The organism is Streptomyces sp. NBC_00490, from assembly GCF_036013645.1.
Lineage (GTDB): Bacteria > Actinomycetota > Actinomycetes > Streptomycetales > Streptomycetaceae > Streptomyces > Streptomyces canus_F.
In genome coordinates this window covers 8,187,605-8,204,512 of sequence record NZ_CP107869.1, presented here as the reverse complement: position 1 = coordinate 8,204,512, position 16,908 = coordinate 8,187,605, and the positions used below count along the sequence as shown (strand labels likewise).

Below are 16,908 nucleotides of genomic sequence, written 5' to 3'. Positions count from 1 at the left end.
ATGAAGCTCACCACCGCCGTCCTCGCTGCCGGTGCTGCCGTCTCCGTCACCACCGCCGTGGTCGGAGCCGCCCGGCTCAGGCAGGACGCGCGGCACCAGGCCGAGCGCAACGAGGCGGTCGTCGCCCGCAACCAGCTCGACTGGCTGGCGCAGATGTCCACCAACACCGACCTCGCCAAGCTCTGGGCCCCCGAGGACATGGACGTCGAGGAGTACATGCAGCTGCTCCATGCCAACCAGCAGATCTGCACCCTCAGCCTGCGCGACCGCCTGGGCTTCGTCCGCGACGGACAGCTGCCCTTCTACGCCTCCATGCTCATGAACAGCGACGTCTGCCGGCGCTACTGGGCCCGTTTCGGAGACCTCCGCGCCCAGGAGGCCGAGGGCGACGAACGCGCCGAGCACTTTACCAAGGTCCTGAACCAGGCCGCGAAGGCCCACCAGGAAGCGCAGCCCGTAGCAGCCTGACGGCACGGGGCCCATCGACTCCCAGACGTCCTGGACCAGGCGACGCCTTCGCCTGCCACCAAGCTCCGGGCCCCGACCGGGTCCCGGGATCCCGCACCACCCATCGCCACTAGGAGGCAAGCATGACCGCCGTGCAGACGGAGAGGCCGACCGCCCCCGTGCAGTCGGACCTGGCAACCACCGATGAGACCGACCCGTTCGGACTCGACATCACCTTCATCGAGGGCACGCCGACGACCGAGACGGTCCTGATGTGCAGCACGGGCGACACCTGCGGCAGCTCCTGCCCCAGCGCCTGCACCACCTCGTAAGCCGGGACACCCCGGCAACGCGGGCCGGACGGGGCTCTCCCCGTCCGGCCCGCCCCGCCCCGCCCCGCCACGCCACGCAGAAGATGAGGAGAGCGCTGATGACACGGCACCGGTCCAGCCTGTACGAGGGCGCGGGGCAGGCCATGCTGCGCGCCGCGGTGCACACGACCGAGCCCGCCCTGCCGCCCTGGCCGGCGACGACGGCGCCCGTGGAGGAGTGGCGCGTGTGGCTGAGCACGGTGTGGTCCGACACCGACTTCCGCCGGACCGTGTCGCAGGCGAGCCCTCACCTGGCGGACCAGGTGCAGGCCATCATCGACGGTCGCACACCGAAGGTGCGCCGGATGCGCCGGGCGGCGCTGGCCACCGCCCGCTACGCGATCCGCTACGCCCGCCGCTCCACCCCCTACGGCCTGTTCGCCGGCGTCGCCCCGCTCGGCTTCGCCCAGGCCACGTCCATGCGCTTCGGTGAGAAGCACCAGGCGGTCACCCGCCCCGACCCGGTGGGGCTCGAAGAGATACTCAGTGCCTGGGAGAGCGACGCTGCGCGCATGGCCGACGCCGAGGTCTGCGTCAACACCCTGATCCGACAGCGCGACCAGCACATCCACGTACCGTCCGAGGGCGATGCCGAGTTCCGCCTCGCCCTCAGCCCCGCGCTGCGTCTCGTACTCGACCTCGCGCGATCGCCGATCACGTACCGCCAGTTGTCCGACAAACTGGCCGCGGAGTTCCCCGCCGTGAGCGACACGGCGCGCGACCGGCTACTGGGTGAACTGCTGCGGGTGCGGCTGCTGCGCTCCTCCCTGCGCGCTCCCGCCACCATCGCCAACCCCACCGACGTCTTACCGCCTGCAACGCACACCCAGGCAGTTGGCATGCGGACAGCGTGCGACCTGCGGCTGGACGCCGACGTGCGGCTACCCAAGCAAGTGCTGACCGAATCGGAGACCGCGGCCACCGTCCTGGCCCGCCTGGTCACCCATCCGAACGGGACACCGACCTGGCGCCGGTGGATCGAGCAGTTCTCCGAGCGCTACGGCGAGAACACCGCGGTGCCAGTGGAAGCGGTGACTGACCCCGACCGTGGCGTGGGCTTCCCGGCAGGGTTCGTCACGGCGAGCGAACCGCCCCGGCCAATGTCCCGGCGCGACCGCCTGCTGCTGGAGCTGGCCGGCACCGCAGCCGCCGAAGGCAGCCGCACCGTCGCGCTGACGGGGGCGATGATCGGGGAGCTGGAAGCAGCGGCCGGCGACAAGCCCCAAGCCCTGGCACCCCACCTCGAACTGGCCGCACAGGTCCACGCCTCCTCTCTTCCGGCCCTGGACCGAGGCGACTTCCGGCTGCACGTTCTGACCGTCTCCCGCTCAGCCGGATCCATGACCGGTCGGTTCTGGCACCTCCTGCCCGGCACCGAGACGGCGTACGCGAACCTGCCCACCGTCGATCCGGAGGCGGAACTCGCGCAGCTCTCCTTCCACGCCGGGCGGGTGTCGGCCGACCTGCTCACCCGCGCACCACAGGCCCTGCCCCGGATCGTCAGCGTCGGCGAATTCCGCCGTCCCGAACCGCACGTACTCTTCCCCCGCGACCTGGCGGTCACCGTCGCGGACGGCCGCCCCCAGCTGGTGGAGTCCGCGACGGGCAAGCCGCTGGAGCTGCTGGCCCCCACCGCCATCAACTTCCTGTGGAACAACTACACCCCGCCGATGGCCCGCTTCCTCGGCGAGATCAGCCGGGCCTCGTCCCCGCAGGTGACTTGGTTCGACTGGGGCGCCGCCTGGACCCTGCCCTTCACCCCGGCCCTCACCTACCGTCGCACCATCCTCACCACCGCCCGGTGGAAGATCCGCAGCCGTACGCTGCCTGCCCGCACCGTCCCACTCCAGCAGTGGGCGGACCAACTCCATGCCTGGCGTGCCCGGTTCCGCGTGCCGGATCGGGTCCTGCTCGCCGAGGACGACCAGCAGCTGCCCCTCGACCTCACCCGCGACGTCGACCTGGACCTCCTGCGCGCGCACCTGGACGCCAGCCCTTTCGGCATCGCCACCCTGCACGACGCGCCCCCGCCGGACGCCGACGGGTGGATCGGCGGCCGGGCCCACAGCATCGTCGTCCCCCTGGCCAGGTGCTCATGACCACGACGACCGTGCCCCGAACGCAGGACCTGTCCGAGGGCGCCCTAGGGATGGCGCTGCTCGACATCGAGCGCCGTGACCTGTCCACCGCCCGCCGCCACCTCGCCCAGGCCACCGTCCGGGGCGTCAGCACCGGCAGCAACGCCAGCCTCTTCCACGGCGCACCCGCCCTGGAGTTCGTCCTGGACCGCGCCCACGGGGCCGCAAACGACGTCCGCGCGGCCGTCGACCGCGTCGTGGACGCCCGGCTCGCCGCCGCCCACCGCCGGCAGGAGGCCGGCATGCTGCCCCACCTCGCCGAATGGGACCTCATCCGCGGCATGACCGGGCTCGCCGCACTGCTGCTGTCCCGCCGCCCGATCGCGCCCCGGCTGCCCAACGTGCTCGCTTGCCTCGTCGCGCTCGCACACCCCGCCCGCAGTGACGGCAGGATCCTGCCCGGCTGGTGGTCGCCGGTCGGCCCCGACGGGAAGGACATGGCAGGCGGACACGGCAACAACGGCATGGCCCACGGCATCGCGGGGCCCCTGGCCGTGCTCTCCCTCGCCCTGCGCGCCGGAGTCAGCGTCCCCGGCCAGGAGGAGGCCGTCGGCACGTTCGCGACCTGGCTCGACCGGCACGGCGACCACTACTGGTCCACCGCAGCCCACATGGACGCCGACCAGCCGCCCGCAGCGGAGCCGGCCCGCCAGTCCTGGTGCTACGGCCAGCCCGGCATCGCCCGCGCCCAGCAGCTCGCCGCGCTTGCCCTCGGCGACCCTGTACGGCGCCAAGCGGCCGAGGACACCATCGAGGCGATCCTGACCGACCCGCTGCGGCTCGCCCGGATCACCGACTCGTCGCTCTGCCACGGCTGGGCCGGGCTGCTGACTCTCACCCGCGCGGTCGCCGCCGACAGCACCAGCCCCGAACGCTTCACCCCGATCATCCAAGACCTGCACCGACGGCTGGCCGCCGACTGGGAGCACCTGCCCAAACCCGGATTCATGGAAGGCCGCGCCGGGGCCCAACTTGCCCTGAAGGCCACCGACGACACCGGTTGGACCCGCGTCCTCCTGCTCACCTGATCCCACCCCGCCGTCTCGCAAGGAGTTCCCCCCTCATGACCCTCGACGAAGAGAACCTGCCCGTCCCCCCGGACACGTCCTGGTGGCACGCCTCCGTGGCCTTTCCCGACCCGCACGCGGACGCCGCCCGGGCTCTGGCGACCGCGCTGGCCGGGCGCCGCTTCCACTTCCTGCGCAAGGACGCCGGCGTGCGCCTGCGTACCGAACAGCCCGTCGCCGACTTGCTGGACCAGCTCGTCGCCGACCACGTGATCAGCGGCTGGGTGGGCGGGATCTACGAGCCGGAGACGCACGCCTTTGGCGGCCCCGAGGGCATGGAGGTCGCGCACGACGTGTTCTGCGCCGACAGCCCGGCCGCGCTCGCCGAGACCGGCACCCCCGGCGCCCGCGAGCGCAGCGTGATGCTGCTGTCCGCCATGATCCGCGCGGCGGGACTGGACCCCTTCGAAGCCGGAGACGTATGGGCCCGGTGGGCCGCCCTGCGGCCCACCGTCACCCCGCCCCAGGGGCCCGCACTGGACAGAGCCGTCTCCGCGATGCGGCGGCTGATGAACGCGGACGCGGCCCTGCGCCCAGACGCGGAAGCGGGCTGGGTCGAGCGCGTCGCCGAGTTCGAGGACGCTGGCCGCCGCCTGCGCCGGCTCGCCGCAGACGGCCGACTGATACGCGGAATCCGGGCCGTCATCGCCCATCACGCGATCTTCGCGTTCAACCGTGCGGGCGTGCCTGCCGACGCGCAGGCCGCCACCGCATGGCTCGGCCGTCGCGTCGCCTTCTCCACCGGAGAAGGAGCTGACGTGTCTACCCCCAAGTCCGCCTCAGCGGACCCTAGCCTCCCTCGAATGGAGACCTCCGTGACATCCGTAACCGACCCCAACCAGCTGCGCGAAGCCCTCGCCCAGCGGCTCGTCGACAGCGGCCACCTGCGCAGCAAGGCGGCCATCGACGCCTTCCGCACCACCGACCGGCACGCCTTCCTGCCCGGCGTCGACCTGGATAGCGCGTACAAGGAGGACGCCGTCCCGATCAAGCACGACGAGCACGGGGAGATGATCTCCTGCATCTCCGCGCCGTCCATCGTCGCCACCCAGCTCGAACAGCTCGGCGCCCAGCCCGGTCACAAGGTCCTGGAGGCTGGAGCCGCCACCGGCTACAACGCCGCCCTTCTCGGCAAGATCGTCTCCCCCGGCGGGCAAGTGTGGACCCTCGACGTCGACCAGGACCTCGTCTCCGGCGCGAGCAAGCACCTCGCCGAGGCCGGCGTCGACAACGCCACCGCGGTGATGGCCGACGGCGCGGCCGGGCTGCCCGAGCACGCCCCCTACGACCGGATCATCTTCACCGTCGGCGCCGGCGACGTACCCGTGAAGATCCTCGACCAGCTCGCCCCCGGCGGACGCCTGGTCCTGCCGATGCGCATCCGCGGCAGCATCTCCCGATCCTTCGCCTTCGAACGCGACGGCGACACGTGGAAGACCGTCTCCTGCGAGATGGCCACCTTCATCCCGCTGCGCAAGGGCGTCTGCGACGACGTGTACACCCTCGTACCGATGGCAGGCGAGGGCAACGTGCGCCTGGAGACGTTCAGCGAGCAGGACGTCGACCGCGACGCGCTGCGCTCCGTCCTCGACCAGCAGCAGACCAAGCTCTACACCGGGGTGAAGTTCCGGCAGGGCTCAGCCTGGGAGTGGCTGTACCTGTACCTGGCCTGCGTGCTGCCCAACGGCCTGTCCCGGCTGCCGGGCCAGCGCCCCGGGTTCACCCCGCACTTCGGGTGGGGCTCCATGGCCGCCCTCGACGGCGGGTCGCTGGCATACCTGACCATCCGGGAGGGCGAGGACGAGCAGGGCCGGTACTGGGAAGTCGGCGTGATCGGCCACGGCGAGGGCAGCGCCGATCTCGCCGAGCGCGTCGTGAGCGAGATCCGCGCCTGGGACGCGACCGGCGGCAACGACGCCCCCGAGCCGGGCTTCCGGATGGCCGTCGCGGACTCGCGTGACCGGCTGACGGCGGACGACGCCCGCTTCCTCGTCGACAAGCCCTACAGCCGACTCGTCATCGACTGGGCGCGCAAGGGCTGAGCCGATGATCCCCGCGATAGCCAGCCGCATCCCCCTGGTCCGCCGCACCAAGGCGCCCGCGCTCCCCTTGGAGGAGCGCATCAACCACCTCACCGGGCTGACCGTCGCGCCCGCAGGTGCGAGCCACCACGACCTGGTGGCCCGCGCCTGCGGGGTCCTCAACTACGCCGCGCTCATCGCCTCCGACGTCGGCCTGCCCAACCTGGCCGCCGACCTGTGCCGGCGCCAGCACCAGGTCTTCGCCGACGCCGGACGCCTGAGCGGACCGATCGCAGTCATGTCGCTGATGCCGCTGGTCAACCTCTCCCGGCTGCTGACCCGGGACGGCCAGGGCGAGGCCGCCTACGACCTGCTGGTCCGCCTCAACCGCGCCGCGCGGCAGCGGGAGAAGACCGAGATCGATGGCCACACCGTCGACCTCTCGACCCTGACCGGCACGGACGAGGATCACCGCGCGGTGTGCCAGGAGCTGTACGTCACCCTCCTCGTGGACGGCGCCCGCGCCCTCGCCTGCATCGGCCGGTGGGCCGAGGCCGCCGACGCCATGACCCAGCACCGCGGCATCGGCAACCGGCTCCTCGACGGCCGCCAGATCAAGATCATGGCCCTGATGGAACAGGGTCTGGACCAACAGGCCCGCGACCTGATCGACACCACCCAGCCCACGGAGCCTTGGGAGGGAGCCATCGCCCTCCTCCTGCACGCCCACTGCCGGCCCGTAGACACCCCCGTCCCTGAACCCGACCTCGACCGCACCCTTGATGAGGCCGTCCAGCTCCTTGCCCACCCCGATCCGCCGACTGCCGCCTTCCAGACCCGGACGGGCCTGTCAGCCCTGGAACTGGACCGCACCGGACGACATGCCGCCCCCATACTCGACTCCCTCATCAGCGTCGCCCGACTCGACGCCTACGCCGCACGAGACGCACTGCACCACCCCGTCGCCGCGTCCGCCCTGGACGACGGGGCGACAGACGCGCTCAACGCGGTGATCGCCGCGGCCGGACTGGGATCCGGCGTCCTGTCCGCCCACCACCATGAGGCTCTGACGGGCGCGGTCGGCCACGCCGAGACAGAACTGGAAAGGCTGCTGCAGGCCGAACCAGATCCCAGCTAAGAGGGGACGCCCCGGGATGCCCCCGTGCTGCCCACGCTGTTTGGCGGTGTCGGCGTTTCGGCCATTTCCTGCCCGCAGCCGCTCCAAGCCAGACCAGGGATCCCGCGCCCGCGGGGTTCCTGACGCAGGAAATAGCGGGCTCCCCAGCACGACCGAATGACGTGTGTTCGATATCGCAGCCGTGTCGTTAGACCTCACGACTCTGCCGCAGCGACCGTCCTAGGGGGAACGATGCTCGGCCATTACGCAGGACCAGCCGCCGCAACCGCCCAAGAAGACCGCGCCGGACGACGAACCGCAGGAGGCCGGTGTTCGAGAGGAGGAATACCTCTACCGCGACGAGTCGAGGCTCCAGGCCGGCTCCCTGCTGACCTCCCGCACCATGGCGCGGCGCCTTCCCTCGCTCGTGCGGCGCTCGGTGCAGATGGCCTGGCGCGTGGACCGCGGCGCGACCATCGGCCTGCTGGTGTGCCAGATCGGGACCGGCCTCCTCGCTGCCCTCAGCCTCCTGGCCGTCACGGGCACGATCACCGCGCTGATCTCCTCGGGCGACATCACTGAGCGGCTGTGGGACGCCGCCCCGCAACTGGCCGTGATCGCCGCCGCCACCGGCCTGCGCACCCTGCTGGGCATCACCGTCGTCTGGCTGACCGGCCGTCTGCGCCCGGTGCTCGGCCGGGCAGCGGAGCTGACGATGATCGAGGCCGCGCTCGGCGCGGAATTGGCCGCCAACAACAAGCCCGGCTACAACGACGCTTACGACATCGCCGACCGCGGCGCCCAGGTCACCCCCGACCTCGTCGAAGAAGCGCAGGACGTCCTCGCGGCCACCGCCACGCTCGCGGCAGGCGCCACCGTCCTGACCGTCCTGCACCCTCTGCTCCTTCCCCTGCTCTTCCTCGCCTGCCTGCCGCCGCCTACGTCCGCTCCGCCCGCCTCATCTACCTCGCCGGGCTGGAGACCTCCGGGCGGCGCCGGATGCTGGGGAAGCTGCGCTGGCACATGGCCTATCAGGAGTCCAGTGAGGAGATGCGCGCCTGCCTGGCCGGCCCTTTCCTGATCGGCCGGTACCGGCGGCTGGCCGCCTCGGTCAACGCCGCCGAACGCCAAGCCGCGAACACCGGTGCCTGGATGGGACTGGCCGGAGCAGTGGCCGGCGGGATCGCCTCGACCGCGGTGTGGGCGGCGCTGCTGTGGCTCCTGGCCTCCGGGCGGATGAGCCTGGCGGCCGGCGGCGGCGCCGTATTCGCTCTCCAGACCGCCACCGGCTCAGTGCGCGGCATCATCAACGGCGGGGCCCGCCTGGTGCGCACCGGCTGGTACGTACAGGACTGGCAGAACTTCCTCGACAACGCCCACGGCCAGGCCATGACCGACTCCCGCGGCACCGCGCCCGTGACCACGGCCCCGGAGCGCTTCGAGGTCCGCGACGTCATCTACCGCTACGACGGCGCCCCCAAGGACAGCCTGAGCAACGTCTCCCTGCACGTGCGACGCGGGGAGATCGTGGCGCTCGTCGGGGAGAACGGCTCCGGCAAGACAACCCTCTCGCGCCTGCTGTGCGGACTGCTGCTGCCCACCGAGGGCGACGTGGCCTGGGACCACGCCTCCACCGCGGACTTGCACCCGTGGGGGTCGTGGGAGCACGTCGCGCTGGTCCCGCAGAAGTTCACGTACCTGCCGCTGACGATGCGCGACAACATCACGTTCGGGCAGGGCGACACCAGCGACGCGGCCCTGCTAGCCGCCTGCGAGGCGTCCGGCGCCGCGGAGATCCTGCCGGGCCTCCGCTCCGGCCTGAACACCCTCCTGACCAGCGAGTGGTTCGGCGGACAGCAGCTCTCCGGCGGGCAGTGGCAGCGCCTGGTCCTCACTCGCGCGTTCCACCGGCAGGCGGCGCTGCTGGTGATGGATGAACCCACGGCCGCCCTCGACGCCCGCGCAGAGCACCGGATCTTCGCCGGCCTGCGCGAACTGGCCAAGGACCGCGCCATCCTGCTGATCACGCACCGCCTCACCAACGTGGCCGTCGCCGACCGGATCGTGGTCCTGGACGAAGGGCGGATCGTCCAGGAGGGCACCTACGCCCAGCTCACCCAGGAGCCAGGACTCTTCCGGACCCTGTGGGAGCTGCAGCGCCGGATGAGCGGCGACACCCCCTGATCACCCGGCCCGTGCGAGGCCACCGTTCTGCCGGGCAGAGACACAGGGCCGCTCCCGATGCTCCCTCCGCTCCACGTCCGAACCCCCAACTAGCCCCGGAAGGAATGCCGTGACGACTCCGCCGGCTACGGAAGTCAGCGGCGTGAGCGAGCTTCGCCACCAGTTCGTCGAGCAGCTCCGCGCCGACAACCACATCCGCACCGCCGCTGTCGAGCGCGCCTTCCGCACCGTGCCCCGGCACGTCTTCGCTCCCGACGTCGCTGTGGAAGCGGCGTACGCCAACGACATCATCCCCACCCGCCACGCGCCCGACGGCCGGGTGATCAGCTCCGTTTCCGCACCGTGGCTACAGGCCGACATGCTCGAAGCCGCTCGCATTCGGCCTGGCCACCGTGTCCTGGAGATTGGCTCCGGGGGCTACAACGCCGCCCTCATGGCCGAACTCGTCGGCCCGGCCGGGCACGTCACCACCCTCGACATCGACCCTGCCGTCTCCGAGAGGGCCGCCCGCTTCCTCACCGAGGCCGGGTACGACCGCGTCCGCGTGGTCACTGCGGACGCCGAGCACCTGCCCGCCGGTGTGGTTCCGGACGGCGGATTCGACGCCATCGTGGTCACCGTCGACACCTGGGATCTGCCCTGGATCGGCGCCCTGGCCGAGGGCGGCCGTCTCATCGCACCGCTGCGTCTGCACGGCTACCACTGGGCCATCGGCTTCTCCAAAGATGAGGGGACGCTGCACAGCGACGAGCCGCTCATCGTCTGCGGCTTCGTCGCCATGCAGGGCGACGGCGCCTGGCAGACGAACCGTCGCACCGTCCCCGGCACCGGAGTCCACCTGTCTTGGGAAGACGGCACCCCGCTGCCCGTTGATCAACTCGCCTCAGCCCTCACCAGCAAGCCGACCGTGACACGCACCCACGTCACCGTCGGCGGCCAGGAACCCTTCGACGCCCTCACCCTCTACCTCGCCGGCGCCCTGCCCGGCTTCTGCCGCCTGGAGGTCGACTCCGACGGCGACAACGGGGTCCTGAACCCGCCGCCCCGGCATTGGCCCGGCGCCGCCATCGTCCGCGGGGCCTCCCTCGCCCGGCTGGCCACTGAGCGCATCAGCGATGGAGACGATGGCAAGGGCCTGTACGAGTTCGTCGTCCACGGCCATGGCGCCCAAGGACACGTCGCCGCGCAGGAGATGGCCAAGCAGGTACGCCACTGGCAGCGCAACCACCGCGGCGCCCGCTGCCCCCTCATCACCGCCCGTCCGACAGCCGACTGTGCTCCGGCAGGCACGGACCACGAACCGCACGTGTTCGCCAAGAAGCACACCCGTATGACCGTGGACTGGCCGATCGTTCCCAGCAGCACTGACCTGCTCACCAACCCGGGGAGCTGCAGCGCCCGATGAACGTCGATGCCTCCTGATCACCGCTCGCCCGCCCGCGCTGCACTCGCCCGTCCACCGTCTCGGAAGGCAGAGCTACGTGACCTCTCCCGTCTCCCCTTCGGATCACGTCACACCACGTGCCGCCCTGTCCACGGGACAGCACGCCGCATCCCGGCACGCAGTATGGGTCGGCGCCGCCGCGATCATCACCGACGAGGTCGGCCGGGTCCTGCTGGTGCACCCCACCTACCGCGAGGACGGCTCGTGGCTGCTGCCCGGAGGCGTCGTCGAACCCGGCGAACATCCGGACGTCACTTGCCGCCGCGAGATCACCGAGGAACTGGGCCTGGCAAACCTGCCCCTGGCGGGCGTGCTCGCCGTCCACTCCCTCTCCCCGCACCACCCCGACATTCAGCCCGGCACTCCCTTCCCCGGGGAGATCCGGTTCGTCTTCGACGGGGGAACCCTCTGCCCCGACCAGGTCGAGGCCATCCGCCTGCCGCGCGAGGAGCTGTCCGAGTTCACCTTCCTGGAGACCCGGGATGCGGTACAGCGGCTGCGCCCTGTGGACGGGCAGATCATGCTCGCCGCCTACCGTGCCCGGCTCGGGAACACGGCCACCGCCCAACTCGCCGACGGCCGACACATCCTCGACGTCCCGGCGCTGGACCGCCACGACGTGCACGTCCGCTACCGGCCTTTGTGGGACAGCCCTCTCAACCGCGGCCCCGTCCCCGAGCGGCTCCCCATGCAGCAAGCCTGGGCGTGGTGCTTCGTCCCGGACGGCCGGGTCGTCCTCGTGGCCGACCCCGGCCCCCGTGGCGCGCTGCCGATGCTGCCCGGCGGCACCGTGGAGACGACCGACCTGACGCCCGAGGACACCCTGCACCGCGAAGCCGCCGAGGAAGCCCAACTCACCCTGGCCGATCCGGTACGACTGGGCTGGGTGCTGGACGAGACCGGCGAAGTCTACGGCGGAGTGGGGCCTAACGCCCGGCTCCGCCTTGCCGCCCGGGTCACCGCCATCGGGCCTGCGACCGTCGACCCCGCCACCAGGCGCCCTTTCGCCCGCCTGCTCGCCACCCCCGCCCAGACAGCCGCTCTCCTGGGATGGGGCCCGCCCGGAGCGCGGCAAGCCCTGCTCGCCGCGGAGACAGCCCGGAAGCGGTGGCGCCTGCCCACGGCTCGCGCCGCCGCCATCGAGGAAGTCCCGCCGGAGGGGATGCGGCTGAGCTGACACGAACGACCACCCCGCCTCGACTCGTCCCGCTCCACGCACCTCTGAGGTAGCCCCATGCCGTTGTCGCACGACCACATCCGCACCACCGTCGAGACCTACCTCGCTCGCCACCCTCACGAGCGCGAGCAGCTCGGCGGCCTCCTGGACGCCCTAGACCCAATGCCGTTGCGTTAGCTTGCGGGCGTACGCTGCTGTGCAGTGTCCCGGGGGTGGTTCGGGTGGCTGCAAGTGTCTCTGAGTTATCGGGTTTAGGTCTGCTGACCTGGGTGTATCCGCCAGGTCTGGTGGATCGGGTGGTGGCTGCGTGCGGTCGTGCGGAGCAACGCAAGCGCCTGCTTCCGGCCCGGCTGGTGGTGTATTTCGTGTTGGGGCTGGCGTTGTTCTCGCCGGCTCCGTACCTGGAAGTGATGCGGCATCTGGTCGAGGGGCTGCGGGGCCTGGGACTGCTGGGCGCCTGGCATGTCCCGGCGAAGTCGTCGCTGTTCAGGGCCCGGCAGCGGCTGGGCCCGGAGCCGCTGCGGGTGCTGTTCACGACGACCGCGAAACCGATGGGTACCGAAGCCACCCCGGGCTCCTTCTGGCACGGGCTGCGGCTGCTGGCGGTGGACGGGACCTGCTGGGACGTCGCCGACAGCCCGGCCAATGAGGCGGCCTTCGCCCGCCCCGGAAACAGCCGCGGCAGCGACAAGAGCTCGTTTCCCCAGGTGCGGATGGCCTGCCTGGTGGAGGTCGGCACACACCTTGTACTGGACGCCGAGCTGGCCGGCTGCCGGACCGGGGAAGTGACCCTGGTGGGCCGTCTGCCTCGTTCGTGCGGCCCTGGCCAACTGGTCCTGGCCGACCGCGAGTTCCTCGGTGTGCCGTTGTGGCGGTCCTTCACCGCCACCGGCGCCCAGCTGCTGTGGCGGGTGCCCGCCAACCGGATCCTGCCCGTCGACCGGCAGTTGCGGGACGGATCCTGGCTCTCCCGCATCCACGCCCACACCGATCCCGCCCACACAGACCCGGTCACCGTGCGGGTGATGGCCTACCAGCTGGACGGCACCGGCCATGCCGCCGAGGGCTACCGGCTGGTGACCAGCCTGCTCGACGCCCGCCGCTATCCCGCCCGCCAGCTGGCCGCGCTCTACCAGGAGCGCTGGGAAGTGGAGACCGTCTTCGCCGAGATCAAGACCCATCAACGCGGAGCCCACGTCGTCCTCAGCAGCAAGACCCCCGACGGCGTCCTGCAGCAGATCTGGGCACACCTCCTGGTCCACCGAGCCCTGCGCGAGCTGATGGTGAGAACGGCCGCGACCCGGTGCCTGGACCCCGACCGGATCTCCTTCACCGAGACCCTGCGCTCCGCCCGGCGCAGTGTGACCGTCACGCCGGGCAGCTTTTCCCCCTGACCTCCTGGTCAGAACCCTCGTCCTGCTCCAGCACGACCTGCTGGAACGACTCCTGCCGATCAGGCGCCTGCGCAGCCAGCCCCGCGTCGTCAAACGCAAGATGTCCAACTACCGGCTCAAACGGGCCGGACACCACACCTGGCCCCAGCCCACCCGAACCGGCACCCGGGCCATCACCATTCAACGACCCCAACCCGCAAACCCGTAACGCAACGGCATTGGCCCTAGACCGGCCCGCCGACATCGCCAGCCGCTCCACCTTCACCGGGCACGTCACCTGCGGCGCGATCGTCGTCGACCCGCTCGGCCGCGTCCTGCACGTGCTGCACCTGGCGAGCGGGAAGGTCCTCGCCCCCGGCGGACACACCGAGCCCGTCGACGAGTCCCTGGCAGCAGCAGCGCTGCGGGAGCTGCACGAGGAGACCGGGATCCCGCCCCAGGCCGTGGCACCGTGGCCCGGCTACGAGGCCGTGCCGGACTGGGGAAGAGGCAGTGTTCCAACCCTGCAGTATTCGGGGGCGAGGTGACGTGATCGACTCTCAAATCCTCTCCGACTTCCGCGGGCAAGTGAGGGAAGCGGCCGTCGGGCTATCCTCCGGCTACCTCCGGCAGCGGAGCTGTATCACCTGTCCGGCCAGGACGGCCTGCAGCAACGGTGAGCGGCAGTTCGCGCACCTTGCCTGCGGGGCTCAACGCAAGGAGCAGCCAGGAGGCGGCCAGGGGTACCGTCATCACCCACATCGTGGGACGAATGCCAATGGCCGAGCCCAGAAGGCCGCCCAATGCAGAGCCGATGGCGATAGTGCCCTGGTTGGTGGCCATGGAGGCGGAAGCGACGCGGCCGAGAATATCTGGCGGACAGTAGTTCTGGCGAAAGGTGCCCACGACGACGTTGCCCACTCCAACGCCTACGCCGAGCACGAAGGCTCCTGCGCTGAACAGCAACAAGCCGGCGCCGGCCGTGGTGAGTGGCAACAGCAGCGCAAACGGGCAGGCGAGCGCCTGCGTGATCATCATCGTCCGTCCCGTTCCCCAGCGACGGCACAGACGCGTTGCGATCACGGCGCCCAGTGTCCCGCCAAGGCTTGCGCACATCACCAGCACGCCCACGGCGCTGGCGCCTACGCCTACCGTCCGAACGAGAAAGATGACCTGCACGGCCTGGTAGCCCATGAGCAGGAGATTGAGGGTGGCTCCATAGATCACTATGGGGCGCAGGTAGGGATCGTGAGCGAGGAAGCGCAGGCCGACGCCGATCTCTCGGATCAGGCTGGCCCCTTTCTCCTGGCGTACGGGCCTGTCCTCATGCGTTCTGAGCCTGAGCAGGCAGGCCGTGGAGACGAGGAAGGTGAGAGCGTCCATGAGCAGCCCCGTCGCCGCACCAAGGGCCTGGGCGACGAAGCCAGCCACACTGCGCCCCAGCACGCGTGTCGCAGCCTCGCTGACTTGCAGCTTGGCGTTTCCATCCGCGAGGTCCTGGCCGCCGAGGACGGTGGGCACGAATGCGTGGGATGCGGTGTTGAAGAACACGGCCGAGGTGCCACATGTCAGTGCCGCGATATAGAGGTGGGCGAGCGTGAGTTGGTCGAGCCAGGCCGCGACCGGCACACTCGCGTACATTGCCGCGGACACGAGATTGCAGACGATCATGATGGGGCGTCTGGATAGCCGGTCGACCCAGGCGCCAGCCGGTAACCCGACGATCAGCCAGGGAAGCCATACGGCCGCGGCGAGCAGGCCAACATCCAGGGCGTCTGCTCCCAATGCGAGGACGGCCACGAGAGGCAGAGCGACCGTGGTGATGCCGTTTCCCAGGCCACTCGTTGTCTCGCCGATCCAAAGCAGGCGGAAATCCCGCTTCACCAGCACACCCCAACGGCTCTGCTTCGAAGCCATGGCCATCCCCTCCTTGAGTCGTGGCAACGCTACCCACGAGAGGAGGTGGAACGCCGCGGCTGCTTCAGCGCAACTCCGCAATGACGTCGAGCTGCGGTGGCCAATTCTGAGCAAACTGGCTAAATGTCTTTGAACACACCTGGTCAACTACCGCTAAAGGTCACAAGGGACGTGATGGCTGCACTACTCCTGGAGCGCGAGGTAGTCGGTCCAGTTCTGTTGGGCGAATTTGGCCCACTGGAAGGTCGTGGAGGCCGAAAGCCCGAACAGGTCGCTGACCACGATCGGCGGCAGCTCGGTGATGGCGGTGATCATCGCCGTGTTGCGTGCCGCAAGGGTGGGCAGATCGTGGTTCCGCAGCCGTTTGATGAGGTAACTGGCGCTCAGGGGCCGACCTGCGTGTCGACCAGGGAGAAGGTAGTCGGGCCCGGAAGACGCACGGGGCTTGAGCATCGAGCTGGCCTGCGGGCTGGCTATGTGGGCTTTGATGAGCCGGGCCAGCGTCGGCGGCAGCAGCACGGGGTGGCGATCGATGGTGAGGAAGGCACCCGCGTCGTTCTGGTGGAACTGGGAAGTAGTGAGCCCCTTGATGCGCGAGATGGGAAGCGCGTAGAGACGGATCAGGGCTCCCACGATGCGGAGTTCTCGGGGCAGAGCCTCGTCGGTAAGGCATCTCCGCAGCTGTTGCTCATGCTCGTCGTCCGTCTGGAAATTCGCAGGGAACCCCTTACGAACGAGCTGCGCCTCGAGCGGCCGGGTCAGTCTTCGCTTCGTGAGCCAGCGGACGAAGGAGTGGACGGCATTTCGTCGGGTGGAGTTCTGCGCAAGCCACAGATCCAGGTCCTCCTGGCGCAGGTCCGGGAGTGTGAGCTGGTGCTGGTCGAGCCAGTTCAGCAGGAGGATGGCGGCTCGGATGTTGCCGCGGTCTGCGGTGGCGGCGCCTGGGGTGTAGCGTCCGCGTTCCGCTCGGCGGCGTGCGTCTCTGATGACGTGCCATTCTGCGAAGGGACTGACGATCCGGGACTGGTGTGGGGGCAGGGCGTCGAGGGTGGCTCTTGCCCACAGTTCGAGCCGGGCGAAGGTCTCGTGGCGTTCGGGAAGGGCTCCGGTCATGACGAGGTGGTGCCGGACGTTGCGGGTGACCGTGCTCTGAGGCAGCCGATCGAGGAGCCCATGACTGATCTCGGTGTGCTCCGTGGTGAGTTCGTCGAGGAGTCCAGCCGCGGCGCTGGTCCGCAGCCAGCTCATGACCGACCAGGGCTTCTCCGCTTGGGTGAGTGCATCGGCAAGGGGTTGGAACGGTGGGGCGATCGTGCCATCGGCTCCTGCGAGGAGTTGGGTGACTCGATCGGTGATAGCACAGCGGGTACATCGGCCGTTGGCATAGATGTCTCCGGGGTAGTCACATTGTCTGCAGGTCGTATGCAGGTCAGGGCGTCCACTGCAGGGGCCGCAGAGGTCCCCGCCCTCCGAGGTGCGTCCCGCGGCTATGCGGGTGTTGCCGCATTCGACGCAGGTTCGGGGGTTGCGCCGGCGGTGGTGGTAGCAGGTGCTGCAGAGGACGCCGACCGGGTAGGTCGCGGTCACAGGCTTGGACTTCTCGCAGTCAGCGCAAGTCCGAGGCGTCCGTGGCTGGCAGCTGTGACAGAGGA

Annotated in this window: 12 protein-coding genes and 1 pseudogene; 11 read left to right on the top strand and 2 right to left on the bottom strand. The window is 70.3% G+C overall.

Annotated features, from left to right (window positions below):
* The 11 genes and pseudogenes from OG381_RS37340 (at position 1) to OG381_RS37290 (ending at position 13,887) form a co-directional block, all read left to right on the top strand.
* Positions 1-468: a DUF6082 family protein gene (locus OG381_RS37340; RefSeq protein WP_327720390.1), complete on the top strand. Its 468-nt coding sequence runs from the start codon at positions 1-3 to the stop codon at positions 466-468.
* Between the two features lie 122 nt (positions 469-590).
* A complete protein-coding gene (locus OG381_RS37335) occupies positions 591-779 on the top strand; it encodes an FxLD family lanthipeptide (protein ID WP_327720389.1) in 189 nt (62 codons plus the stop codon).
* Between the two features lie 98 nt (positions 780-877).
* Entirely contained in the window at positions 878-2,917 is a 2,040-nt protein-coding gene (locus OG381_RS37330; protein WP_327720388.1) for a lantibiotic dehydratase family protein, read from the top strand.
* Positions 2,914-3,984 carry a lanthionine synthetase C family protein gene (locus tag OG381_RS37325; protein WP_327720387.1) on the top strand — a complete coding sequence of 357 codons (1,071 nt, stop codon included), beginning with the start codon at positions 2,914-2,916 and terminating at the stop codon, positions 3,982-3,984. The genes OG381_RS37330 and OG381_RS37325 overlap by 4 nt, the downstream gene beginning before the upstream one ends.
* A 35-nt stretch (positions 3,985-4,019) precedes the next feature.
* Positions 4,020-6,065 (top strand): methyltransferase, FxLD system, encoded by a 2,046-nt coding sequence (gene fxlM / locus OG381_RS37320; protein ID WP_327720386.1) that lies wholly within the window; start codon positions 4,020-4,022, stop codon positions 6,063-6,065.
* Between the two features lie 4 nt (positions 6,066-6,069).
* Entirely contained in the window at positions 6,070-7,182 is a 1,113-nt protein-coding gene (locus OG381_RS37315; protein WP_327720385.1) for a hypothetical protein, read from the top strand.
* A 241-nt stretch (positions 7,183-7,423) separates the two neighbouring features.
* Positions 7,424-9,345 (top strand): annotated as a pseudogene (locus OG381_RS37310) (ATP-binding cassette domain-containing protein).
* A 142-nt stretch (positions 9,346-9,487) separates the two neighbouring features.
* The gene (fxlM, locus tag OG381_RS37305) at positions 9,488-10,750 is read left to right on the top strand and encodes a methyltransferase, FxLD system (protein ID WP_327720384.1); all 1,263 of its coding nucleotides are present in this window, start codon (positions 9,488-9,490) and stop codon (positions 10,748-10,750) included.
* Positions 10,751-10,826: 76 nt separating this feature from the next.
* Positions 10,827-11,966: an NUDIX hydrolase gene (locus tag OG381_RS37300; protein ID WP_327720383.1), complete on the top strand. Its 1,140-nt coding sequence runs from the start codon at positions 10,827-10,829 to the stop codon at positions 11,964-11,966.
* Between the two features lie 212 nt (positions 11,967-12,178).
* Entirely contained in the window at positions 12,179-13,360 is a 1,182-nt protein-coding gene (locus OG381_RS37295) for an IS4 family transposase (protein WP_327720382.1), read from the top strand.
* Between the two features lie 218 nt (positions 13,361-13,578).
* Complete coding sequence (locus tag OG381_RS37290; protein ID WP_327720381.1) at positions 13,579-13,887, top strand: NUDIX domain-containing protein; 309 nt, start codon at positions 13,579-13,581, stop codon at positions 13,885-13,887.
* Positions 13,888-13,948: 61 nt separating this feature from the next.
* Here OG381_RS37290 and OG381_RS37285 read toward each other — a convergent pair whose 3' ends face one another.
* Together OG381_RS37285 and OG381_RS37280 are read right to left on the bottom strand one after the other, a co-directional pair.
* Positions 13,949-15,256: an MFS transporter gene (locus OG381_RS37285; protein ID WP_327720380.1), complete on the bottom strand. Its 1,308-nt coding sequence runs from the start codon at positions 15,254-15,256 to the stop codon at positions 13,949-13,951.
* A 183-nt stretch (positions 15,257-15,439) separates the two neighbouring features.
* On the bottom strand, positions 15,440-16,504 hold the full coding sequence (locus OG381_RS37280; protein ID WP_327720379.1) for a hypothetical protein: 1,065 nt from the start codon (positions 16,502-16,504) through the stop codon (positions 15,440-15,442).
* Positions 16,505-16,908: the final 404 nt, after the last annotated feature.